At 62.4% G+C, this 22,441-nt stretch carries 16 protein-coding genes and 1 tRNA gene; 3 read left to right on the forward strand and 14 right to left on the reverse strand.

Features of this window, described 5'->3' with window-relative positions:
- Window positions 1-33: 33 nt before the first annotated feature.
- Genes JQ574_RS10550 through JQ574_RS10575 form a run of 6 tightly spaced genes read right to left on the reverse strand, consistent with a single transcriptional unit; the run spans window position 34 to window position 6,596 of the window.
- The gene (locus JQ574_RS10550) at window positions 34-840 is read right to left on the reverse strand and encodes an MBL fold metallo-hydrolase (protein WP_212208707.1); all 807 of its coding nucleotides are present in this window, start codon (window positions 838-840) and stop codon (window positions 34-36) included.
- Window positions 837-1,628 (reverse strand): TatD family hydrolase, encoded by a 792-nt coding sequence (locus tag JQ574_RS10555; RefSeq protein WP_212208705.1) that lies wholly within the window; start codon window positions 1,626-1,628, stop codon window positions 837-839. Before JQ574_RS10555 ends, JQ574_RS10550 begins: the two co-directional genes overlap by 4 nt.
- 14 nt (window positions 1,629-1,642) lie before the next feature.
- Complete coding sequence (gene metG / locus JQ574_RS10560; RefSeq protein WP_212208703.1) at window positions 1,643-3,550, reverse strand: methionine--tRNA ligase; 1,908 nt, start codon at window positions 3,548-3,550, stop codon at window positions 1,643-1,645.
- A gap of 57 nt (window positions 3,551-3,607) precedes the next feature.
- A complete protein-coding gene (locus JQ574_RS10565; RefSeq protein WP_212208701.1) occupies window positions 3,608-4,648 on the reverse strand; it encodes a DNA polymerase III subunit delta' in 1,041 nt (346 codons plus the stop codon).
- Window positions 4,645-5,331, reverse strand: coding sequence for a dTMP kinase (tmk, locus tag JQ574_RS10570; RefSeq protein WP_212208700.1), 687 nt, complete (start codon window positions 5,329-5,331; stop codon window positions 4,645-4,647). The genes JQ574_RS10565 and tmk overlap by 4 nt, the downstream gene beginning before the upstream one ends.
- A gap of 2 nt (window positions 5,332-5,333) precedes the next feature.
- Entirely contained in the window at window positions 5,334-6,596 is a 1,263-nt protein-coding gene (locus JQ574_RS10575; protein ID WP_212208699.1) for a D-alanyl-D-alanine carboxypeptidase family protein, read from the reverse strand.
- 167 nt (window positions 6,597-6,763) lie between these two features.
- On the opposite strand from JQ574_RS10575, the gene JQ574_RS10580 reads away from it, so the two are divergent.
- Window positions 6,764-7,705, forward strand: coding sequence for an alpha/beta fold hydrolase (locus JQ574_RS10580; protein WP_212208698.1), 942 nt, complete (start codon window positions 6,764-6,766; stop codon window positions 7,703-7,705).
- Here JQ574_RS10580 and JQ574_RS10585 read toward each other — a convergent pair.
- Complete coding sequence (locus JQ574_RS10585) at window positions 7,699-8,625, reverse strand: septal ring lytic transglycosylase RlpA family protein (RefSeq protein ID WP_212208799.1); 927 nt, start codon at window positions 8,623-8,625, stop codon at window positions 7,699-7,701. The genes JQ574_RS10580 and JQ574_RS10585 overlap by 7 nt on opposite strands.
- A gap of 781 nt (window positions 8,626-9,406) precedes the next feature.
- On the opposite strand from JQ574_RS10585, the gene JQ574_RS10590 reads away from it, so the two are divergent.
- Window positions 9,407-9,496: transfer RNA gene (locus JQ574_RS10590), tRNA-Ser, on the forward strand.
- A gap of 258 nt (window positions 9,497-9,754) precedes the next feature.
- On the opposite strand, the gene JQ574_RS35485 is transcribed toward JQ574_RS10590, so the two are convergent.
- The 6 genes from JQ574_RS35485 to JQ574_RS10620 form a co-directional block, all read right to left on the reverse strand.
- Window positions 9,755-9,874, reverse strand: coding sequence for a helix-turn-helix domain-containing protein (locus tag JQ574_RS35485; RefSeq protein WP_212208797.1), 120 nt, complete (start codon window positions 9,872-9,874; stop codon window positions 9,755-9,757).
- A 124-nt stretch (window positions 9,875-9,998) separates the two neighbouring features.
- Window positions 9,999-10,514 (reverse strand): hypothetical protein, encoded by a 516-nt coding sequence (locus JQ574_RS10600; protein WP_212208674.1) that lies wholly within the window; start codon window positions 10,512-10,514, stop codon window positions 9,999-10,001.
- A gap of 40 nt (window positions 10,515-10,554) precedes the next feature.
- Window positions 10,555-17,253 carry an FG-GAP-like repeat-containing protein gene (locus JQ574_RS10605; RefSeq protein WP_212383486.1) on the reverse strand — a complete coding sequence of 2,233 codons (6,699 nt, stop codon included), beginning with the start codon at window positions 17,251-17,253 and terminating at the stop codon, window positions 10,555-10,557.
- A 378-nt stretch (window positions 17,254-17,631) separates the two neighbouring features.
- On the reverse strand, window positions 17,632-17,823 hold the full coding sequence (locus tag JQ574_RS10610) for a LuxR C-terminal-related transcriptional regulator (RefSeq protein WP_212208672.1): 192 nt from the start codon (window positions 17,821-17,823) through the stop codon (window positions 17,632-17,634).
- 405 nt (window positions 17,824-18,228) lie between these two features.
- A complete protein-coding gene (locus JQ574_RS10615; RefSeq protein ID WP_212208670.1) occupies window positions 18,229-19,404 on the reverse strand; it encodes a helix-turn-helix transcriptional regulator in 1,176 nt (391 codons plus the stop codon).
- A 15-nt stretch (window positions 19,405-19,419) separates the two neighbouring features.
- On the reverse strand, window positions 19,420-20,562 hold the full coding sequence (locus JQ574_RS10620; protein ID WP_212383488.1) for a LuxR C-terminal-related transcriptional regulator: 1,143 nt from the start codon (window positions 20,560-20,562) through the stop codon (window positions 19,420-19,422).
- A gap of 744 nt (window positions 20,563-21,306) precedes the next feature.
- On the opposite strand from JQ574_RS10620, the gene JQ574_RS10625 reads away from it, so the two are divergent.
- Window positions 21,307-21,576 carry a hypothetical protein gene (locus JQ574_RS10625; protein WP_212208668.1) on the forward strand — a complete coding sequence of 90 codons (270 nt, stop codon included), beginning with the start codon at window positions 21,307-21,309 and terminating at the stop codon, window positions 21,574-21,576.
- 39 nt (window positions 21,577-21,615) lie between these two features.
- Here the strand turns inward: JQ574_RS10625 and JQ574_RS10630 are convergent, their stop codons facing one another.
- Window positions 21,616-22,428, reverse strand: coding sequence for an aspartate dehydrogenase (locus tag JQ574_RS10630; RefSeq protein WP_212208667.1), 813 nt, complete (start codon window positions 22,426-22,428; stop codon window positions 21,616-21,618).
- Between the last annotated feature and the right edge of the window lie 13 nt (window positions 22,429-22,441).

Genomic DNA, 22,441 nt, shown 5'->3' on the forward strand with positions numbered 1-22,441 from the left:
TGCCGACGAAGTTCCGCCGCGCCGGCTGGGCCCTTAGCCCGCCCGCTCCAGCGTCAGGCGCATCCCGTCAAAAGCCGGGATCACGCCGGCCGGCAGGCTCTGGCGCAGCACCTCGTAATCGAGGTCGGAATGCATGTTGGTGATGACGGCGCGGCGCGGCTTGAAGCGTCCGATCCAGGACAGCGCGTCGTTGATGCTGAAATGGCTGGGATGCCCGGCATAGCGCAGCCCGTCGATGACCCAGAGTTCGAGGTTTTCGAGGGCATGCCAGCTCTCCTCGGGAATGTCGTGGAGGTCGGGTGTGTAGGCGGCATCCCCAATGCGAAATCCCAGCGCGGGAATCTTGCCGTGGTGAACCAGGAAGGCGGAAAGCTCCACCGGGCCGCCCTTCCCCTGTGTTGTGTGGCTCTCGCCGGCTTCGATGGAATGACGCGTCAGGATCGGCGGATAATCGCTACCCTCGGGCGCGATGAAGCAATAAGAGAACCGCGCCATGATGTCTTTCGCGGTCGACTGATTGAAGTAGGTGGGAATGCGGCGGCGCTGGTGCAGCACGACCGAACGCAAATCATCGATGCCATGGGTCTGGTCGGCGTGCTCATGCGTCAAAAACACCGCGTCGATATGGTCGACATTAGCGTCGATCAATTGCTCGCGCAGGTCGGGCGAAGTGTCGATCACGATCCGCGTGGTTCCGTGGGCGCCCGTGCGCTCAACCAGCAACGAACAACGACGGCGCCGATTCCTGGGATTGTTGGGATCGCAGGCGCCCCAACCGAGCGCCGGACGCGGCACGCCGGCGGAGGAACCACAGCCGAGGATCGTCAGCGTCAGCGTCATGCGACCGCTTTCGGCGCAGGCACCTTGGAAAACAGGCGGAAGAAGTTCTCGGTGGTCTGCCGCGATATTTCCTCAAGCGAAACCCCGCGCGCCTCCGCCAGCACCTTGGCCACCTCGACCACGTAGGATGGCTCGTTGCGCTTGCCACGGAATTTGCCGGGCGCGAGATATGGCGCATCGGTTTCGACCATGATGCGGTCGGCCGGCAGTTCTGCGGCGAGTTCGCGCAAGGCCTCTGATTTCTTGAACGTCAGGATGCCCGTGAACGAGATCGAAAGTCCCAGCGAGATCGCCTGCATCGCCAGTTCGCGCCCGCCAGTGTAGCAATGCAGCACCGCTCGAAACGGCCCCTTGGCCATTTCCTCTTCGAGGATGCGACCGCAACCTTCATCGGCGTCGCGCGTGTGTATGACCAGCGGCAGGCCGGTGGCGCGCGCGGCGGCGATGTGGGCGCGAAAGCCGCGCTCCTGCGCTTCCGGGGAGCCGTCATCGTAGAAATTATCCAGCCCCGCCTCGCCCAGCGCCACGACCTTCGGATGCTTCGTCAGTTCGATCAATTCGGCCGCGGAAATGCCGTCTTCCTCGTCGGCGTGGTGCGGATGGGTGCCGACCGAGCAATAGACATTCGGAAACCGCTCGGCGATTTGCAGCAGGCCGCCGAGCCGCCTCACCCGCGTCGAGATGGTGACGATGCGACCGACGCCTGACGTCTCGGCGCGCGCGACGATGCCGTCGAGATCGTCGGCGAAATCGGGAAAGTCGAGATGGCAGTGGCTGTCGACGAGCATGGCGTTCGAACCGATCAATCTGCCTTTGGTTCGACGTAGCGCGGAAACACCCCGACCGGCGCTGGCAAGGCTGTACCTGCGGCGATGCGCGTGGGTAGTGCTGCAAAATTACGCGACTTGATATCTTGGGGGATACCGAGACTGTCCAGCAGCTTGGCTGAGGATTCCGGCATCACTGGCTGTGCCAGGATGGCGACCTGGCGCACGACTTCCGCGGTCACGTACAACACGGTCTTCTGCCGCGCCGGATCGGTCTTCGCCAGCGCCCAAGGCGCCTCGCCCGCGAAATAGCGGTTGGCTTCCGCCACCACGGCCCACACCGCGCTCAGCCATTGATGGATCTGCTGCGTCGCCATCGCCGTGCGCGACGCTTCGAGCATTCCATCGGCCTGTGCCAGGATCGCCTTGTCGTTGTCGCTGAATTCACCGGGCTCCGGCAAGATGCCGCCGAGTTGTTTGGCGATCATGGAAAGCGAACGCTGCGCCAGATTGCCGAGATCATTGGCGAGATCGGCATTGACGCGCGCGACGATGGCCTCGTGGTTGTAGCTGCCGTCCTGGCCGAACGACACTTCGCGCATGAAGAAATAGCGTATCTGATCGACGCCGTACTGCGCCGCCATGGCGAAGGGATCAACGACGTTGCCGACAGATTTCGACATCTTCTCACCGCGGTTGAGCAGGAAGCCGTGGCTGAAGACACGATGGGGGACCTCGACGCCGGCCGACATCAGGAAGGCGGGCCAGTAGACGGCGTGGAAACGCACGATATCCTTGCCGGTGACGTGCAGATTGGCCGGCCAGTAACGCTGGAATTCGGCGCTCTCAACGTCGGGATAGCCGGCAGCCGTAATGTAATTCGTGAGCGCGTCCATCCAGACATACATCACATGGGACGGAGCGCCCGGCACCTCGATGCCCCAGTCGAACGTCGTTCGCGAGACCGATAGATCCTTCAGGCCGCCTTTGACAAAGCTCGCAACTTCATTGAGCCGCTCGCGCGGCAGCACGAAGTCGGTCACGTCAGCATAGAGGGCGAGCAACTTGTCCTGATAGGCCGACAGGCGGAAGAAATAGGTCTCTTCCTCGGTCCACTCGACCGGCGAGCCCAGCGGCTCGCGGCGAATGCCATCGTCCCCGACGGTGGTTTCCGCTTCGTCGAAATAAGCCTCCTGACGGACCGAATACCAGCCGGCGTACTTGTCGAGATAGATATCTCCGTTCTTCTCGATCGCGCTCCAGAGTGCCTGGCATGCCCGTTTGTGGCGCGGCTCGGTGGTGCGGATGTAATCGTCGTATGAAATGTTGAGCGCAGTCATCATGTCGCGAAAGCGCGCGGAGTTGCGATCCGCAAGAGCCAGCGGCGTGAGACCCTCCGCAACCGCGGTTTGCTGCATCTTGAGGCCGTGCTCGTCGGTTCCCGTCAGAAACCGGACATCGAAGCCGTCGAGCCGCTGAAAGCGGGCGATCGCGTCGGTGACCATTGCGGTATAGGCATGCCCGATGTGCGGTATGCCATTCGGGTAGAAGATCGGCGTCGTGACATAGAAGACCTTGTCCCGCGGCGCGGCCGGGGCCGGCGCCGCGGCAGCAGGCGCCTTCGCACGCGGCGCTGCGGCAGGCTTCTTTTCGGCTGACGAGGTCCTGTCGACGGCACTCGGCGTTTTGGGGACTGCAACGGATTTCTTGGCCGCTGATTTCTTCGCCGGTTTCTTCGAAGGTGTCTTAGAAGACTTCTTTACGGCCTTCTTTGCTGTCTTCACGGATTTCTTGACGGTTTTCTTGGCAGCCTTCTTCGACGCCTTGCGCGATTTCTTCACGACGCGCTTTTTAGCGCTAGCCTTTTTGGTGGTGCGCGCTGGCGAAGACTTGCGGGCCTTGGCCTTTTTCTTTTTGGAGGTTTTCTTGTTAGCCTTCGCCACCACGAATTTCCTTTAAGCGTTCAAATCAGATTGTCCGGATTGATATCAAACGGAGCGTCACCGCGTGGCTTCCGCGAGCATCCCGAATACCGAGAAAACCAGCGGTTTTCGTTCCAGATTGTACGATTCCGTATCGCGCGCGGCGCGGATGATCTTTTCCCATACCTCCGCCAGCCGTGCAAGGCGCGGCAGGTTGGCGTTGGCGTCATCAGCGCGCAGCTTTTCGCCGATCCAGCGATCGACGCCATCGACGAAGGCGGCAAGGGCCACGCGGTCGCTGCCGCCCAGAGCGTCACCCAGCGCATGCAATTCGCGGGGGTCGACATGCGGCAGGGTCGCCAGCAGCGCCGCGGTCCGTTGCTGCAATTTCAGCGCATCGCCTCCGAGCAGCGTGACCGCGCGTGAGACACTTCCCTCCGCCGCCTCTGCCGCTTCCGCAAGCGCGGGATCATCCGCCATCATGTTCGCAGCCTGTGCGGCGGCGCGGATAACGTCGCCAGTCGCCAGCGGCCGCAGCGGCAATTTGCGGCAACGGGACAGGATGGTCGGCAGCGCCCGCGCCGGCGAATGACTGACGAGCAGGAACAGTGATCGCTGCGGCGGCTCTTCGAGAATCTTGAGCAGCGCATTCGCCGCATTGGGATTGAGCTCGTCGACGGTATCAACGATGCAGACCCGCCAGCCGTCGACCGCCGCGGTCGAGCCGAAGAACGAGATCGTCTCGCGCGTCTCGTCGACGGTGATGACGGTGCGCATCACGCCGCGGTCGTTCAGACTGCGCTCCAGCACCAACAGCCCGCCATGGGCGCCATTGGTAACCTGCCGCGCAACGGGATCGGCGGGATCTACGGCAAGCGTCTCCGCGCGTTGCACCGCTGGCGACAACGGGTTGGGATGCGTCAGCACGAACCGCGCCATGCGATAGGCCAGCGTCGCCTTGCCGATGCCCTGCGCGCCACCGATCAGCCAGGCATGCGGAATGCGGCCGCTGCGGTAGGCGTTGATCAGTGCGATCTCGGCATCGCGATGCCCGAACAGGTCAGGCGTTTCGCGGGGATGCCGGACTGCGGTGTCCTGCTCGACCTTGCGGGCGCTCATGCGGAACTCGCCGTCGAGGAAATAGCGAACAGGTGATCGCGCAACGCCTTCCAAACGCGGGCGGCGACCGTGTCGGTATCGGCATTCGCGTCGATCAACGCGCAACGCTTCGGATCTTCCGCGGCGATCTGCTGGTAGGCATCGCGCAGATCCTGATGAAACTTGACGTCCTCTGCCTCGAAACGGTCGGGCGCGCCGGTGCCGCGGCGGGCGGCGGCGCGCTTCAGTCCGACTTCAACGGGGATATCGAGGATGATGGTCAGGTCCGGCTTGAGATCGCCGATGGTGACCCGCTGCATGGCGTTGAGCACGGCGGGCGAGACCTGCCCCAGCCGGCCCTGATAGGCACGGGTCGAATCCGAAAACCGGTCGCAAAGCACCCAAATGCCCTGGCTGAGCGCCGGCTGAATCACCGTGCGCACATGGTCGTCGCGGGCGGCGGCAAACAGCAGCGTTTCCGCCTCCGGCCCCAGCAGCTTGCCCATGCCCGACAGCACGACATGACGGATGATTTCGGCGCCCGGAGAGCCGCCGGGCTCGCGGGTGACGATCGCGCGCAGTTTTACCGTTGCAAGGCGGTCGGCCAGTTTCTTGATCTGCGTGGACTTTCCGGAGCCCTCGCCGCCTTCGAACGAAATGAACTTTCCGCGTCCCGAAGGCCGGCTAACCGTTGCTTCGGCCATAATCAGAGCTTCTCTGTGCTCGCGCGGAACACGCCGATGACAAGCTCGCTGGCGCCGTCGATCGCCCGGCGCATCGTCGAACCGGTCGCGACCGCCTCCGCAGCATAGACCGGCGCCTCCATCGCGACATTGCCGCCGCGCCAGACCCGCACCACTCCGACCGGCTGGCCCTCGGCGACCGGCGCCCGCACCGGGCCGCTATAGACCAGGCGCGCGATCAGTTTTTCGTTGCCGTTCTTCGGCACCATCACCTTGATCGGCTCGCGGCTCGCAAGCTTGACCGATCGGCTTTCACCGCCGAACACCTTGGCGTATCCGACCTGTTGATTGGCGGCGAACAGCGTCCGCGCCTCGAAATTGCGGAACCCCCATTCCAGCATTTTCTTGGCTTCCGAGGCGCGATCGTCGGGGTCTTCGAGCCCGTTGATCACGACAATCAGCCGGATGTCGTTCTGGACGGCGGAGCCGACCATCCCGTAGCCACCCTCCTTGGTGAAACCGGTCTTCAGCCCGTCGGCACCGCTAAGCGAGTTCAACAGCGGATTGCGGTTCTGTTGCCGGATCTTGTTCCAGGTGAACTCCCTCTCCGCGAACAGCTTGTACATGTCCGGATAGGTTTGAATGATATGGCGCGCGAGGACAGCCAGTTCGCGCACCGTCATCTTATTGGCGGGATCGGGCAGCCCGTTGGAATTGCCGAAGGTCGACCTGGTCATGCCGAGCTCGCGCGCACGCTTGGTCAGGAATTCGGCGGCAAAGATCTTCTCGTTTCCAGCCATCCCCTCGGCGAGCGCGATGCAGGAATCATTGCCGCTCTGAATGATCGCGCCCTTCAGAAGATCGTCGACCGAAACCTTGCTGTTGAGGATGGCGAACATGGTCGAGCCGCCCGCCGGCGCGCCGCCTTTGCGCCAGGCGTTTTCGCTGATGCGGTATTCGTCGGTCAGTTTGACCTTGCCGGTCTTGACGGCGTTGAACACCACCTCGGTCGTCATCAGCTTCAGCATGCTCGACGGCGCCCGCAACTCGTCGGCGTTCTTTTCGAACAACACGCTTCCGCTGGTGGCCTCGATCAGGATCGCGGTCGGCGCGTCGCCGTCGAAACCGCCCTCCGCTTCCTTCTTGCCACCCTGCACGCTGTTGTTGGCGGCGTAGACGATCCCGCCCCAGCCGACGGCCAGTGCCAGCGTGGCCGCGATCAGGCCCCGCCACGGACGTGCGGCCGCGGCGTCAGCTTTGCGGGAAACGGGTCTGTCGGCAGCCATTGGCGATGTCCTGAATCCCGGCGTTCTAACAGTTGGAAGTATCGCAAACAACACAGGTTTTCGGACTTGTGGATCAGGCGATCCAATTGCGGCTCCGACCAAACGACCGTATCCTTCGGGGGCGCTGCAATTTCCCGACAAGTTACGAAAAACAGGGCGGAAACGCGATGCCATCCTCACGCACCATTTCCGCAGGCGGGATCGAGTTGTTTGTGCTCGAGGAAGGTCAGGGTCCGCTGGTGCTGCTCTGTCACGGCTGGCCCGAATTGTCCTATTCGTGGCGGCACCAGATCCCTGCGATCGCGGCAGCCGGTTTCCATGTCGTGGCCCCGGACATGCGCGGCTTTGGCCGCAGCAGCGCGCCCGCCGATGTCGGAGCATACAGCATCTTCGACACTGTCGGCGACATGGTCGCGCTGGTGTCGGCGCTGGGCGAAAAGCAGGCCGTCATTGTCGGCCATGACTGGGGCGCGCCGGTTGCCTGGCACGCGGCGATGTTCCGCCCCGACGTCTTTACGAAAGTCGCGGGCCTCAGCGTCCCGCCCCCGTTCCGCGGCCGGGGCCGGCCGCTGGAGAGCCTGCGCGAGGGTGGAATCACCAACTTCTATTGGCAATACTTTCAGACCCCCGGCGTTGCCGAGGCCGAATTCGAGCGGGACGTCGCCTGGACCATGCGCCTGGTGCTCGGGCGCGGGGTGTCCGACCCGGCCGCGCTCTACATCACCGAGGGCAAGGGCTTTCTCGGCAACATCAGCCCCGTCGTGAAGCTGCCGGATTGGCTTGATGAGGCCGACATCGCCTATTTTGCCAAGGTCTATCGGAAGTCGGGCTTCCGCGGCGGACTGAACTGGTACCGCAATCTCGACCGCAACTGGGAACTGACCGCCCCCTGGCAGGGGGCGCAGATCCATCAGCCGTCATTGTTCGTTGCGGGATCGAAAGATTCCGTCATCACCGGCCTGATCGGCGCCAAGCGCGTTACCGAACTGGAGCGGGTGCTGCCTAACCTGCGGCAAAAGCTGATCATCGACGGCGCCGGTCACTGGGTTCAGCAGGAACGGCCCGATGAGGTCAACGCCGCGTTGATCGCCTTCCTGAAGAATCAGTAGAGCCCGCGCCCGCTCAGAACCTCGCTCGGGCCCCGCGGATCGATCGGCAGATAGGCTGCGCGAGGCGCGGCCGTATAGCCCGCCTCGTTTTCGTAAGAGACCGCCCGTGGGTTTTCCAGCGCCCGGCCCCGGGTGCGGTTCGACGTCGACATTTCAGAGGTCGCATTGATCGAGGCGTAGTCGGCCGACGTGTTGCCGAGGCTATAGGGCCGCCCCTCCGGCATCGGAACCTCGCCCCGGATCCGGCCCGCGGAGGACGGCATCTCGGGAACGAACGGCCGGGCGGAAGCCACACGCACTGTGGATGGTGACGGCGCCGGAACGCCGGTCCGCAAGGTCGCCATCAGCTGGCGGTCGTCGGAACCCTCCAGGGGGGCTCGCCCGACATATTCGACGCGGACCTTGGCGACGCCATTGCTTTTAAAATCAAGCAGTTCAGCCGCCTTGTTCGACACGTCTATGAGGCGATTGCCATGGTATGGGCCGCGATCATTGACGCGAACCACCAGCGATTTGCCGTTACGCAAGTTGGTGACGCGGGCGTAGCTGGGGATCGGCAGCGTTGGATGGGCTGCCGTCAGCGAGAGCATGTCGAATACTTCGCCATTGGCGGTCAGCCGGCCATGGAAATCGTCGCCATACCAGGAGGCCATGCCTTCCGCGCGATAGTCAGGGTCTTCCTCGGGCACATAGACCCGCCCCGCAACGGTGTAGGGCTTGCCGATTCGGTAAGTGCCGCCGCCCTTCGGCACGGGCTCGCCCATCGCCACCACCCGGGGGCTCGAGGAGACGCCGTATTTGGGATCGACGCGGCTCGCGAACTTGCCCGACGAGGCGCAATTGGCGAGGAGGACGCAGGCGGCCACGGCAGCAGCGCCACGCGCCACCCGGACCATCGATTTCGGCCGTCGAATCCCCATCTGCCCCAATTACCATTCCCACGGCCGCATGCCTACGTTGAGGCTGCAGGGCCTGATTCCTTGATACGGCCCACCTCCGCACCAAGTCGTAAAGATATCGCAACCCGAACACGGCGGAAATGCGGTGCGCGCCGCCGTGGTGAATCAATGGTTGCTATCCACCGTCGCCTCGGGTTTGCCTCGGTCCCCCGGCGATTTACGGGCTTCATTGTGACGACCGCCACCAAGGCTTCCCTGCCCTGTCCCGCATTCGGACAATCTGTTGCAGCAAATCATCACTCGGCCCGGATCTGTCGTTTCGGCCACTGAATCTTTTTGACTGTGCAACGCCGCAGTCGTTCTGTGCGTGCAGGGGCGCAAAGGATTTGTGCGATGATTGAGACGGTTACAGCGATTATGGGCTTGGTGAGCGCGGCGATTTTCCTGGCTCATGCATTCGAAGGCTATCGTTCCCGGGCCTGACTTTCAGGTCCTGCCGGTGGCTTTGGCCCCGGGCAGAAAGACGCATCACCTCTTTCGAGGCGGGAGATTCGGAAAGCTTTAATAAATTCGGACGAGCATCCAGAGTGGCAGGTGTATCATGCGCAACCACGATTTGGTCTCCAACGGATTCCTCGCACTGACCACGGCCAGCCTGGTGCTGCTGTGCTCGAGCTTGCTGGCGTTCGCGCTGGGCTAGGACGACGGCCTTCCGCATTACTGGGCGGGATGGCATCCTCACCGCGCGAAATGACGCTTTCCCCGGCGGCACGCCCCTGCTAAGTCGCTGACATCCAAAGACGGAAGGGTGGCCGAGTGGTTTAAGGCACCGGTCTTGAAAACCGGCGTGCCTGCAAGGGTACCGTGGGTTCGAATCCCACCCCTTCCGCCAGTATACTGTTCTCCCTTGTTCGCCATTGTTCGGAATCCCCAACAAGAGCAGAGCCTTGCGCCGGAACGTCCATCCTCCCTACTCACCTGAAAAACGAATTGGAATCGTTCACATTTCGGAACGCTCGGCAGAACGCAGCAGCAAAGCTACGGTTGAAAGCCACGGCGGTAGGGAATAAGGCGCTAAGAAGTCGGCTAGAAATCAACGAATGCCTCGTCAACCGATCTCCTGATCTTCCCATAGCGAAATCAACTCACTCTACTTATCGTGACTGACATTATACGACCGCGCAATGTCCGTTAGCACCTCGCCCGCCTCCCTCCGAGCGATTGCCTCCCTACGCTGGTGTCCAGTTAGCTTTGGCTTGCGACCGAGAATTAAATACGCGTCTCATGAATTTCCTCACGCATAGCCAATGACAAGCAAGGTACACGGCTGTACGGCGCAGTTATAAATCGCGGACCTCGCTTGGCACACAAGTAGCCACGAAATTCAGCTGGTCTCAGTTAGTTTTGACAAACTTGTACGTGCCTTTCTTATGGCCAATGACTTGACTGATGCCGTCGAAGTTGCCCTTGAGCGGGTTGATGGTAATGACGAGCGCGGCCTGGAGTCCGTCGAATTTGCCGGTCCCGCCAGTTATCTTGCAGTTATTGGGTTGCCCCGGCACGAAATCGCATTGTTCAAAAGTTTGATCGCCGTCCTTGTCGACATAAGTGCAGAACCCGTGCACTTCCACCGTCTTCGCGGACGGATCCCTGAGCCTGCTAAACTGGCAGCGTCCACCCATGTTGTTGAGCACAGGGTTTCCCGCGTCGTTCGTTGCTGTCATCGCTTGGTTCAGCAGGTCAAACTCCTTGCCGGCGCCAATCGGCATCGACTTGGGGAGCGGAATTGGCGTCGCCGTAAATGTGACGGACACGGGTCCTTCCGGTGGAATGCTCTGCGCCTGCACGGTGGTAGCCGTCAAAACGGCGGCAATCGAAGACAATGCGAAAAGCGCGTGAGAAATTGTCATTGCTCTCTCCCGTTAATTGCGGCCAATGGACAGTTCACATTTAGAGTACGAAGTCCCCTGCGCTAAGTATGTGACGGCCGACCAAGTCGACCTGAAATTCCGCCGCCGCATCGGCGTCAACGTTACCCTCCACGATTGTGTGCTCGATGCCGTTTGCGTCCGTCTCGTAGTGGTACCCAACTTGGCCGCGTCCGAGTTGGCCGATGCCGCCGACGATGTTGGTGATCTGGCCAATAAACACGAAGTCAGGGGTACCGGCTTGGCTGCCGTTGGCGTCGACTCCGCTCAGATCGATGCGATCCCCAGCCGAAAAGTCGGTGATCAGATCCCGATTGGCACCAATGCCAGCGGTGGCAGTACTTGCGAAGACAAAGGTGTCGTTGTCTGCTCCGCCGGTAAACGCATTTTTCCCATTAGCGGCCGTAATGCTGTCCTGCCCGGAGCCTGCCACCACGTTCTCGATCGCGTTGAGGCTATCGGTACCCGTCTCGCTGCTGCTCGCTGCCCCCGTGGTCAGGTTGATGGTCGCACCAGCCGTGAGTCCGGCAAGACTATAGGTGTCACTTCCGCCATTGCCGGCGTAGCTGTCGTTGCCGTCGCCGGCTTTCGCAACGAAGGTGTCGTCCCCCGCACCACCGCTGATCGTGTCATTTCCACTCAGGCCGATTATTACGTCATCCCCACCCGCACCCGACAGGGTGTCAGCGTTGCTGCCGCCGGTGATCGTGTTGGCCAGGCCGTTGCCGGTCCCGTTGAAAGTGCCGGTCCCGGTATAGGTCAGATTTTCGGTGTTTGCTGACAAGGAATAAGCAGCGATCGCAGCCATCACGCCGTCTGTACCCGCACTCGCCGCCTCGACGACGACATCGGACGCGTTGTCGACAAAGTAAGCGTCATCCCCCCCAAGGCCGACCAACCGGTCGGCCCCTGTCGCTCCGTCGAGCGTGTCATTGCCGGCACCGCCGGTGATGGTATTGGCGAGCGCGCTGCCGGTGCCAGCGAAATTTCCGGTGCCGACGAATGTGAAGTTCTCCACGTTGGCGATCGCGGCTAGGGAAAACGCCGCGAGCGCGGAGCGGATGGTATCGGTGCCTTCGCCTGAATTCTCGACCACGATGTCCTGCAGAGTGTCCACCTCGTATGTGTCGTTGCCTGCTCCACCGGTCATCGTGTCTCCACCAGTTCCGCCATCGAGTGTGTCGGCGCCAGCGCCGCCAATGAGCACGTCGTTTCCTGCGAGCCCCCGCAACGTGTCGTTCCCGCCCGCACCATTGAGCGTGTCTTCCTCGGCTGTGCCCGTCAGCGTATTTGCGGATCCGTTGCCCGTCTGCGATACGCCGGGCACGTTCTGCACTGTGACTGCGATCGCCTGCGTGTCGAATCCACCGGCGCCGTCGGAGACCTGTACGGTGACGTCGTAAACGTTGTTGCCGCCTGCATCGGCGGCTGCCTCGAAATCGGGTGACGTGCTGAAGGACAGTGCGCCGGTGCTGGCGTCAATCGTAAAGAGGCTTGCGTTCGCACCACCGATAATCGAGAAGCTGAGCGTCTGCTCAGCATCCGGATCAGTCGCCGCAAGCGTCGTCACCAACATCGTGTTCTCGGCGATCGAGGTCACGGCCGTCGCCCCGCCGCCATTGGACGTGATGGAGGGCGCGTCGTTCTTGTCGATTGTGTATGCTGGGCCCGCTACAGTCAGCGGGCCGTTTTGCAGGATCGAGATCGAATTCGAGCCGAAATTGGCGACGGCCGCATCGGGGCGCCCATCGCCATTGAGATCGGTGACAGATACCCAGCCGGAGACATCACCACCTGTTGCGGCTTGTTGCGCCGCCTGGAAGCTGCCGTCGCCATTGCCGAGGAGGATCGCCAGACTATTCAGAAGGGGACTGGCGACCAGAAGGTCGCCTGCGCCATCGCCGTTCACATCTTCGATTGTTACGTTGCCTGGACCAACGCCGTCGCTTGGCAGGCCGACTGTGTAGGAAACGACCGATCCAAACGTTCCATCGCCGTTCCCCAGCGCCACCGACACCGTGCCGTCATAAGACGTGAAGGCCAGATCGTTGTCGCTGTCGCCATCAAGATCATCGAGCGCCACCGAGAGAGTGTGTGTGGCGGCCGGAACGCCGGGCGCTTCGGTGAACGATCCGTCGCCGGCGCCAATATAGACCTGGATGCCAAACGCTCCGGGGACATTGGAGAAAGCGACGTCCTCAATGCCGTCGCCATTGAGATCGGCTGCTGCAACACCAGTGACATCCGAATGCGACGGCAATGCCGTCAGCGCATTGAATGTGCCGTCGCCGTTGCCGAGCAACACAGAAACATCGCCACCAAAGGCGTTTCGCGCCACAAGGATATCAAGGTTCCCGTCATCGTTCAGGTCTGCGATCGCCGAATTGGTGGCATGAGAGCTGTTTGTCGGAGATGAAATCGCCGTTTGGAAAGTTCCGTCGCCATTGCCGAGAAGAACAGCGACTGCACCGCTGCCGCCGCCATTCGATATGGCGAGATCGATCCAGCCGTCGTTGTTGAGATCAGCGACCGAAATGCCATTGAGATCGTGCCCGGCGTCGTAGATGGCGGCCGGCTGGAACGTGCCGTCGCCATTGCCGAGCCACACCGACACCTCCGAGGTCGAAGATTCGGTTACGAGATCTTGATTGCCGTCGCCGTCGAAGTCCGCGCTCGTGACGTGGCCACTGGCGCCAGGGATTGACGACGCCAATTGGAACGCGCCGCCGGCGAGACCATTGCCGGCAAGGTCGCACACGTTCGCTCCCGTGACGCCAAGGGTGACCGTGCCGTCGCCTGCGCCTGTATCGACTGCGACGACGTACTGCGCGCCACCGCTGCCCGATACTGAGGTCACGCCGGCGATGCTGGCGCCGGTCAAGGCACCGGTCGTCGTCAGCGAGAACTGGCTCGCGTCGACGCCCGTCACCGGCTCGGAGAACGTCACCGTGTAGTGCACCACTTGGGAGCTGGTGGTCGTGGCGTCGTTGCGCGTGATGCTCGCGACCGTGGGTGCGATCTCATCCACGTTCGTCACGGTCACCGCAACGGCTTGCATGTCGGTGCCGCCTTGGCCGTCGGAAACCTGCACCGTGATGTCGTAGGTGTTGTTGCCGCCCGCGTCGGTCGGTGTCTCGAAACTCGGCGCCGCGGTGAAGGCCAGCGCGCCGGTCGTAGCGTTGATCGTGAACTTCGATGCATCGGCGCCGCCGACGACGAAATAGGTGAGCGTTTGTCCGGCATCGGGGTCGGTGGCGGCCAGGCTCGTGACCGCAGTCGTATTCTCCGCGATTGATACCGCCACGGTTGCCGGCGAGTCGAAAGTAGCATCCAGGCTGCCGTCAGCGTTGTAGCGGACAAGCGCGAAGTCGGCGTTCGAGCCGTTGTTGCTGAATCCCGACACCAGAATCTTTCCGTCGGGCTGCACCTTGATGCTGTAGCCTTCGTCCGCCCCGACGCCGATCTGCGTCGTCGCCTTGCCGCCGTTGCCAAAGCTCTCATCAAGGCTACCATCGGCGTTGTATTGAACGAGCGCGAAATCGGTATTGGTGCCGTTGAAGCTACTGCCGGCCACCAAAATCTTGCCATCGGGCTGCACGGTGACGCCGGTGCCGGAGTCGTCCCCCAGCAGGAAGTCAGTCTTCACTCGGCCGTCGGCATCAAACGTGGTGTCGAGCGTGCCATCGACATTGTACCGGGCGACCGCGAAGTCGAAGCCGGAGCCGCCTGAGCTGACGCCTGCGACCACGATCTTGCCGTCGGATTGGATGGCGACGCCTTGGCCGACGTCATTGGTGGAGCCGAAGTCTGTCGTTAGCTTGCCGTCGCCACTGAAGCTCGTGTCTAGGCTGCCGTCAGCATTGTAGCGAGCAAGAGCGAAATCATTGGGCCCGGCCCCGGTGAAGCTGTGGCCCGCAATCAGGATCTTGCCGTCGGGCTGCAGTGCCACACTGTAGCTGGCGTCGTGGAAGGCGATGTCCGTGATCACTTTGCCGCCGCTGCCGAAGCCGGTGTCGAGACTGCCGTCGGCGTTGTAGCGAACGAGGGAGAAATCGAATTCAGAGCCATTGAACGTATAGCCTGAAACCAGGAACTTGCCGTCAGGCTGCAACGCGATGCTTTGGCCGAAATCGTCGAAAGAACCCACGCTCGTTGTGACAACGCCGTCAGCGTCGAACGTCGTGTCGAGACTGCCGTCGGCGTTGTAGCGCACTACGGCAAAATCGACGGTCGAGCCGATGGCTGCGTGGCCCGCCACAACAATCCTGCCGTCGGGCATCACGACAACGCTGAAGCCATGGTCGTCGGACGCACCTATCGGCGTTGTCACCTTGCCGTCGCTACCGAAGCTCGTATCGAGACTGCCGTCGACGTTGTAGCGGGTCAGGGCGAAGTCGTTACTGGTGCCGTCAGTGCTTCGGCCGGCCACGAGGATCTTGCCATCGGGCTGCAGCGCGATGCCGCGACCGAAGTCGTCAGACGTGCCGATAGCCGTGGTCACCGTGCCGTCACCGCCGAGGAAAGCCGGCGCGTTATTCACGGGCGCATCGTCGAGCCCGGATACGGTCAGCGTCACGGTCGCGGTCGACGTGCCGCCCTGGCCGTCGCTGACGGTGTAGGTGAAGGTGTCCGTCGCAAACTGGCCTGCGGCGAGTGCCTGCAGCTGAGCCGCGCTGCTCGGATCGTAGGAGATGGTCGAACCGTTGAGCGTCACCGTGGCGCCGAACGCACTGATGGCGCTGACGCCAGTGAGTGCGAGCGTCGTGCCGGCATCGACATCGCTGTCGTTGGCGAGCAGTGTCGCCGCGGCGATCGTCTGAGCCGTATCCTCGTTGGTGAAGGAGCCGTCGCCCGGCCGGCCGATCTCGGTCTCGACGACGTAGCCGGCGACCGCGTTCGGACCGGGGAAGTCGTACCAGTTGCCGTTGTTGCCCATGAAGACATGGTCTTCGTTTCCGGCGTTGTTCGGCTCGACCGGGTTCCAGCTGGCGTAGATGAAGGTCGTGCCGGGTGCCTGCCAGAACGCCTGTCCCGTCTCCGGGCCCGTCTCCCACACCCAGGTGCCCTCGACCGCTGCATCCGTGCCGCCGAGCCACGCGCCGCGGTTCGCAAATGGATCGGAGATCGATGGGTTGAGCTGAACGCCCTGGACCAGGCCATGGATGAAGGCGTTCTCCTGGCCGTCGGTGATGGTGGCGAGATAGCCGCCGTAGCTGGCGGCCTGGGCTCTTGCCTGCTCGTAGGTCAGCGCGCCGGTCAGCGCGCCCTGTTCGATGCGATACCAGTGACCATTCACCGGGTTGAGATTGTAGGCGCGCTCCTGCAGCCTGATCGCATCCAGGTTGTCGGCGCCGGCTGCCGGCGCCTCGTTATGATTGGTTACGGAGACGGCAATCGCCTGCGTGTCGGTGCCGCCGGCGCCGTCGGAGACTTGAACCGTGACGTCGTAGATGTTGTTGCCGCCGGCGTCGGCGGGTGCCTCGAAGTCGGCGGCTATGTTGAACGAAAGCGCGCCGGTGTTGGCGTCGATGGTGAACAGGCTCGCGTCCGCCCCACCAGTGATCGCGTAGATGAGCGACTGACCGGGATCCGGGTCGGTGGCCGTAACCGTCGTGACGGGCGTTTCGTTCTCGGCGACCGAGTCGGTTGCCGTGTCACCGCCGCCGTCCGACGTGATGGCGGGCGCCTGGTTGTCGGGGCTGATTTCGAAGATCTGCGCCCGCACGGCAGCGCCGGACGTGTCGCCGCCCGCCTGACTGGCATCAGTCCAAGCGACGACAAATCGCCCATCGGTCAGGGCGGTGATTGCGGGCTCAACTTGGTTACCTGTCATTGTGGTGTTGACCAGGAACTCGGAGCCGGACGGCGCGCCATCGGCGTCGAACACCTGCGCCCGCACCGCCGACAAGGACGTGTCGTCGCCCGTCTGGCTGTCATCGGTCCACGCGATCACAAAACGCCCGTCGGCCAACGCGGTGATGGTTGGGTCGGACTGATTGCCTGCCGTCGTGCTGTTGACCAGGAGTTCGGATCCGGACGGCGCGCCATCGGCGTTGAATATCTGCGCCCGCACGGCGAGCCCGGACGTGTCGCCGCCCGTCCGGCTGTCATCGATCCACGCGACGACAAAACGCCCGTCGGCCAGCGCGGTGATGGTTGGCAGGTACTGAAAGCTTGCCGTAGTCGTGTTGACCAGGAACTCGGACCCGGAGGGCGCGCCGTCGGCGTTGAATACCTGCGCCCGCACCGCCCACGAGGACGTGTCGCCGCCCGTCTCACTGACATCCATCCACGCGACCACGAAATGCCCGTCGGCCAGGGCAGTGACTACGGGCTCAACTTGCTGACTTGCCGTTGTGGTGTTGACGGGAAACTCGGAGCCAGACGGCGCGCCGTCGGCGTCGAATACCTGCGCCCGCACTTCGTACCCGACGACCGCGTCGAAATCGTCCCACGCGATGACGAAACGCCCGTCGGCCAGGGCGGCTATGGCGGGCCTAACCAGGCTAGTCGTCACGGTGTTGACCAGGAACTCGGACCCGGACGGCGTGCCGTCGGCGTTGAAGACCTGCGCGCGCACGGCAGCGCCGCTCGTCGGGCTGTCATCAGTCCACGCGACGACAAAACGCCCGTCGGCCAGCGCGGTGATGATTGGCTGGGACTGATCGTTTGCCGTCGAGGTGTTGACCAGGAACTCGCTGCCGATCAATTGTACCGCCATTGCAACCTCCCCTCAGTGGCCGCGTCTGATTTTTGTTTTCTTGGGCGGCTGAGCGCTCGAATTCTGAACAGGCTGCGAGCGGCGCGAATGATGCAAATGTACCAATCGCCCTGTACCTCGTTCGAGGTAAGCCTATCGAGGTTGCGTGGGGTGGGCTTGACCCAAGTGGGTCTAGCGAGGATCGCGTAACCCTGCGAACCCCGCATACCCTTCGGATCTGAATGTCCCAGAAATTTGCTTGGAAAGGGGCACCCACGATTGAGCGTCGGGACCAGCCAAGACGGTCAACATGCCAAGGTCGCGTGCAGCCACGGAGCCATTTGCCTGGGTAACCTCAGCGAGACGCGAAATGCCACAATCCGCGAACCGTGGCCAGCGTCAGTGCAATACAAGCTTCGACAGCAGCGCGGCGAGCTCGTTCTGCCGGGACACACCGACCTTGTAGAACACCCGCTTCAGGACATTTCGGACAGTTTCGTTCGGTATTCCGAGCTTCTCGGCCGTCTCCCTTGCAGAGAGACCGGAGCCAACAAGGGCCGCAACCTTGGCCTCGCCGAACGTCAAAAACATCGCGGACGACACTTGGGTCGGGCGGTCCAATGGACGACCGGTCGATCGCAAGGACGACGGCGTGTGCATGGACCAGGAATTCGTGTGCCGCTACCGCGTGGCCGGCGACGGGCAATACATAAATGGCGAGGGAGCGATGTGACCTGGGTCGTTCAACCAGGATGGGTTTGGGATCAAGTGTTGCTCGGCGCGCGCCACGGCTCGACACCTGCCCGATCGCAGCGTCGACCGCCGCGTGGATGCGCAGCCGCTGATCGACGATGTCAAGTCCATCACCAAGGAGACATTGCCCCGCGCGATTGGAGAATACCACGCGACCAAGGATGTCGAGCACGAATACCTCGATATCAATCCGGCACGTCCCATTACTCGTTCGGCTCCAGGTCCAGATGCAGCGCCGGAGTCTCACCGACATCCGAGTATGCCCAGCGTTCCGACGATCGCGGCCACGAGCTCAGCTTGCCGCCGCGTGTCGGTCTTTTCGAGAGCGGACGCGAGCTGGTTGCGCACGGTGTTGCGCGAGTGCCCGCTGTCGCGGGCATATTCCGCCAGCGTCTGGCCCGCGATCAGCGCGCTGACGAGCCGCGCCTCGGCGGCGGACAATTTGAAGGCCGCCTGGATCGCCTCTGGAGGAATGGATAACGCACACTCGGCCGCGACCACGAGCACAAGAACGGTCGTCTCGCCGCGGAGATCGAGCATAAATTGCGAGCGATGGTTCGGTCCGTTTGGTTGCTCCGACCGCATGGGCACGGCCCAGGCGATGAACGCCTGTCCGGACGCGCGCGAGGTCAAACGGACTGGCTGCGTCGTGAGCGCCGTCGGCGGGCGGAAGGCGTGTGAAATTGCGGCTTCGAACGCTACATTCTCCGTGCAATTGGCAGCACGCAGCCGCTTCGAATGATCCGTGCGCAGCACACTTTCGCGTCGCAACAGGTCTTCAGCCTTTTGATTGGCGAGCAGGAGCCGCCCGGCCCCATCGACCACGAACGCTGCGAGCTTCAGCGCATCAAGGCTGGTCCCAAGCGCTCGCTCCGCAGTGCGCGCAGCCGCCATGACGCGATTGATCTCGACGGCACGCATCAGGTGTGGCACCAGCAGCGCGAACTGGTATTCGTATGTCTCCCTGTTTTTGCGATACACCGATGCGTGCGGACAGATGGCAAGAAGCGTCACGCCGTTCCCGTCGTTGTGGAGCGATACACCCAAATGATCGGCGGTGATGCCCAGCGGCTTCATAAAGTCGGCGTAGAACTCGGTGCGTTCAACGAACTCGGCGTCCAGAAAGTCGCTCGCGCGAATTACCTTTCCGACAGGGATGGCTTCGAAGCGTGCCGGTGGGTAAGGATTAATGCTGTGGAAATAGTCTGCATATGACGAGTTGAATGCGGGATCGTCCCCGAAATGTCGGAACGAAGGTGCCGCTGCCGTAGCCACATCATAGGAGTGCAAGACGCCCCACGCGCCACCAAATGCGCCAGGCAGCGCATCGAGGAATGCCTGCCATCGTTCGGGATCAAGCGCCGCGTCGTAGAGCAGATCGAGCAGTCGCGGGAGTTCTCTCTCGTGGAAGCTCCGCATGGCACCGTTCTCCAGTCACTCGTCCGGGTCGAGGTCCAGACGCGGCGCGACGGCTGCCACGACGCCAACCAACTCCGCCTGCCGATGCACGCCGAGCTTGGCCATGGCAGCTGCCAGCTGATTACGCGCGGTTGCGCGACATATGCCAAGCCGATCGGCAGCGGTCTGCATACTGTTGCCCTCAGTGATGCGCAGGACGACATTCGCTTCGGCATGCGACAGCCCATAGAGGCTCTTGAGCAACTCGCTCGGAGGCACTGGCGCACGTCGTCGGTCGTTGATCAATACGAGGGCAAGCCCGCGATCCGCGCCAACCGTGGCGAGCGTCCTTGAGGTCCTGAACGGCAACACGAGAACCGCGTAGCGTTTACTGCTCCCATTCATCACTGTGAAGTTCGCCGGAGATAGCGTGGGGGACGCAAAAGCACTTTGGAGCGCGTGACGAAGCTTCTCGTCGGTATGATGCGCGGCGAACATCAGCTCCGATGCTGGCGAGATGCGCAGGAGCAGACCTTGCTCAAGCAAAACGACGGCGCGTTGATTGACGGCCACCACCTTGCGCGGCTGGTGCACCAGGAATGCGGCCCCCGAGACTCGATCCAGCAGCCCCTGCAATCCCGCTTCGGCAACCCGCGCGGCATGCAGGCACGAGGTCAACGCGAACGCACGTAAAAAGTGCGAGCCTACACGTTGCAGGAATTCAGTGGCCGGCGCTTCGAGGTGCGAAAAACGTTCTGGAATGTCGATGCTGAGCCGCGCTAATGACCCGGAATCGCGTGCCAGCGTCAGATTGGCGCCATGGGTATAGTTGCCCGCGGGCTTCAGCCATTCCTGGTAGAATGGCTGCCGCTCCAGCCAATCCCGACTGACGAGGTGAGATTCCCGCACCACCTGCCCCACGTTGGACCGCAGCAAGTCATTAAACGGGTTCAACTTAGGGAAATGCTCGAAGTACTGCCTGATCCAGTCCGGGTCCCAGCCGGTCGTGGTTGAGATCGGATCATGCCCAAGGCCATCCAGGCTAATGAAGAAACTGAAGGCCGTGCCTGGAAACAGGCTCTGGCAACTCGCGACCACCTCCGGCCAGCGCGCAGGATCGCAGCCCGCCAGGTAGATCTGATCGACTGTCTCAAGCAGAGCTTTGGTGGAAACAGCCATCCTTGCGTCCAATCATTGACGCGCCCAAAAGAGCAATGACCAAACCCATTTTAACTCCGCCGGCTAATCTCCCAAGGCCTTAGCGTCATCTCGAAGCCTATGCCGCAGGGCTATGTCCGGTGATCGCACTTTCCATCGCGCCGATCCGGCTCAGGATCGTGAGCATGTCGAAGCAGCGCAAAGTGCCGACGAATTATCCAAGGTCTAATTGAGCACGCGAACTCCGGCGCCGTCACTGCGGTGCCTACCGATGGCATCGACGCTGCCAGTTTGAACGAAACGGCGAGTTCGGTGTGCGTCGCCGTTTTATGAGCAGCTGTCAGGCGCCCAACGCGCGTGTCTCATTCTGGCGCATTTTCCGTCTGGAAGGCAAGGCGTGCTCCCGCTGGAGGGCGTACCCCAGAGGGCGTACCCCGTTGTCCTACGATGTCGGGCCACAAGCCGGAATCGGATGTTCGATGCAGCCCATTACAACCCTGCCGCCGGAATATTACGCTTTCGAGTCTGGTGCGACAACGTGCTTGCGGTCGCTCTGTCACCTCTGTGGCCACTTAACGGCGATGGGTTCGCACTTCCTCTAGTTGGATTAGCCTCCTCCAGCCGTAGCCTAGACCGTCGGTCTTGATCGGACGACGAGAAAAGATAAGCAATGCCAACGAGGTTGACAGGACACCCCTTCCGCCAATATTGGACGATTATCCATTCCTATCCTGGGCTCTTCATCCCTCGAGTTTGCAAGTGGCCATGAGTGATCTCGAAAAAGCGACGCGCGTGCTGGACGCCTTGAAAGCCGCCGAAGATCAGCCGGCCCAACAGGCCTTGCCGATACTGAACGGGCTGGTCGGCCTGGTACAGGGAAGCGGCGAGCAGCCGCTGGAGGTCGAAGAGGCGCGCTCTGGGGCGTTCATGGCGATCTGCGAGGTCGGCAAGGCGCTGCACCGCGGTCAGCCTGCGGATCAGCTTTGGGTGGCGGCGATCGGGGCCACGGAGCGATGGATGGCCTTGACGAAGTGAGGCGCCTGCCCTGCCCGTGACGACCTGATCCCGAAGCGCTCAGGTTCCGACGCGCAATGCTGCGCCCTGCTTGCGCAAATATGCAATGACCGAAAGTGCCGTGATGCGGCCGGTCTTGGGGTTTTCCGAGGGAATGTTTTCTATCGTCATCGAAAAGCGTGCGGAATCCGATTCCACTTCAACGCGGTGCACGTTTCGGGTCACGGTCGGGTCGGCCCAGATCTGCAGCGTGGTCCGGTCGGGCCCAAGGCCCGCCAGCGAAAGCGCCACGGCAACATTGAGATTCGCCGGAAAGCCCTTGGCGGCGTCCCGCGCAGTGCCCTCGAAAATCTTCAAGGGCTCGGTGATGCCGGCAATGTCGATGTTGTTTTCGACCAGATAGGGAGCCCCGGCGAGGCCGTTGAGCGGCTTTCGCGTCACCATCCTGACCGACTGGATATTGCCTTCCGCCGCGGCGGTGACGGCGTCGAGACCGATCAGCGCACCGGTCGGCACCACGATCTGGCCGCCGTTCTGCCTGGCCAGCGCAATGAGATCATCGTTCTCGAGAAGCGCGCCCACGCTCAGGACGATCGCGGTCTTTCCGCGGCTCACGAACGGGATGACAATCGATCGAACGAGCTTGCTGGGTGCGCACTCAATCACGATATCGGCCGCTGCGCAGAGCTCGTCGATTGGCAAGACGGCGGGCGAACGCTTCAACTTGGCGAGAAAATCGCCATGCTTCGCCGGGTCCTGTACCGATACCGCCGCGAGGACCAGACCGTCGATGCCTTGATCCAGGGCTTCCACAACCTTACGCCCGATCGGACCAAGGCCGACGACGGCGACGCGCCTCGATGGGGTGGGCATCGTACGAACTCCC

The sequence above is a fragment of the Bradyrhizobium sp. AUGA SZCCT0158 genome, assembly GCF_018130065.1.
In the GTDB taxonomy this organism is placed as follows: Bacteria; Pseudomonadota; Alphaproteobacteria; order Rhizobiales; family Xanthobacteraceae; genus Bradyrhizobium.

What these genes read in the sequence shown, in the direction of transcription:
- JQ574_RS10550 (WP_212208707.1), bottom strand. Translation starts at nt 840, where the DNA reads ATGACGCTGACGCTGACGATCCTCGGCTGTGGTTCCTCCGCCGGCGTG.
- JQ574_RS10555 (WP_212208705.1), bottom strand. Translation starts at nt 1,628, where the DNA reads ATGCTCGTCGACAGCCACTGCCATCTCGACTTTCCCGATTTCGCCGAC.
- JQ574_RS10565 (WP_212208701.1), bottom strand. Translation starts at nt 4,648, where the DNA reads ATGAGCGCCCGCAAGGTCGAGCAGGACACCGCAGTCCGGCATCCCCGC.
- tmk (WP_212208700.1), bottom strand. Translation starts at nt 5,331, where the DNA reads ATGGCCGAAGCAACGGTTAGCCGGCCTTCGGGACGCGGAAAGTTCATT.
- JQ574_RS10575 (WP_212208699.1), bottom strand. Translation starts at nt 6,596, where the DNA reads ATGGCTGCCGACAGACCCGTTTCCCGCAAAGCTGACGCCGCGGCCGCA.
- JQ574_RS10580 (WP_212208698.1), top strand. Translation starts at nt 6,764, where the DNA reads ATGCCATCCTCACGCACCATTTCCGCAGGCGGGATCGAGTTGTTTGTG.
- JQ574_RS10585 (WP_212208799.1), bottom strand. Translation starts at nt 8,625, where the DNA reads ATGGGGATTCGACGGCCGAAATCGATGGTCCGGGTGGCGCGTGGCGCT.
- JQ574_RS10600 (WP_212208674.1), bottom strand. Translation starts at nt 10,514, where the DNA reads ATGACAATTTCTCACGCGCTTTTCGCATTGTCTTCGATTGCCGCCGTT.
- JQ574_RS10605 (WP_212383486.1), bottom strand. Translation starts at nt 17,253, where the DNA reads ATGGCGGTACAATTGATCGGCAGCGAGTTCCTGGTCAACACCTCGACG.
- JQ574_RS10610 (WP_212208672.1), bottom strand. Translation starts at nt 17,823, where the DNA reads ATGTTTTTGACGTTCGGCGAGGCCAAGGTTGCGGCCCTTGTTGGCTCC.
- JQ574_RS10615 (WP_212208670.1), bottom strand. Translation starts at nt 19,404, where the DNA reads ATGCGGAGCTTCCACGAGAGAGAACTCCCGCGACTGCTCGATCTGCTC.
- JQ574_RS10620 (WP_212383488.1), bottom strand. Translation starts at nt 20,562, where the DNA reads ATGGCTGTTTCCACCAAAGCTCTGCTTGAGACAGTCGATCAGATCTAC.
- JQ574_RS10625 (WP_212208668.1), top strand. Translation starts at nt 21,307, where the DNA reads ATGAGTGATCTCGAAAAAGCGACGCGCGTGCTGGACGCCTTGAAAGCC.
- JQ574_RS10630 (WP_212208667.1), bottom strand. Translation starts at nt 22,428, where the DNA reads ATGCCCACCCCATCGAGGCGCGTCGCCGTCGTCGGCCTTGGTCCGATC.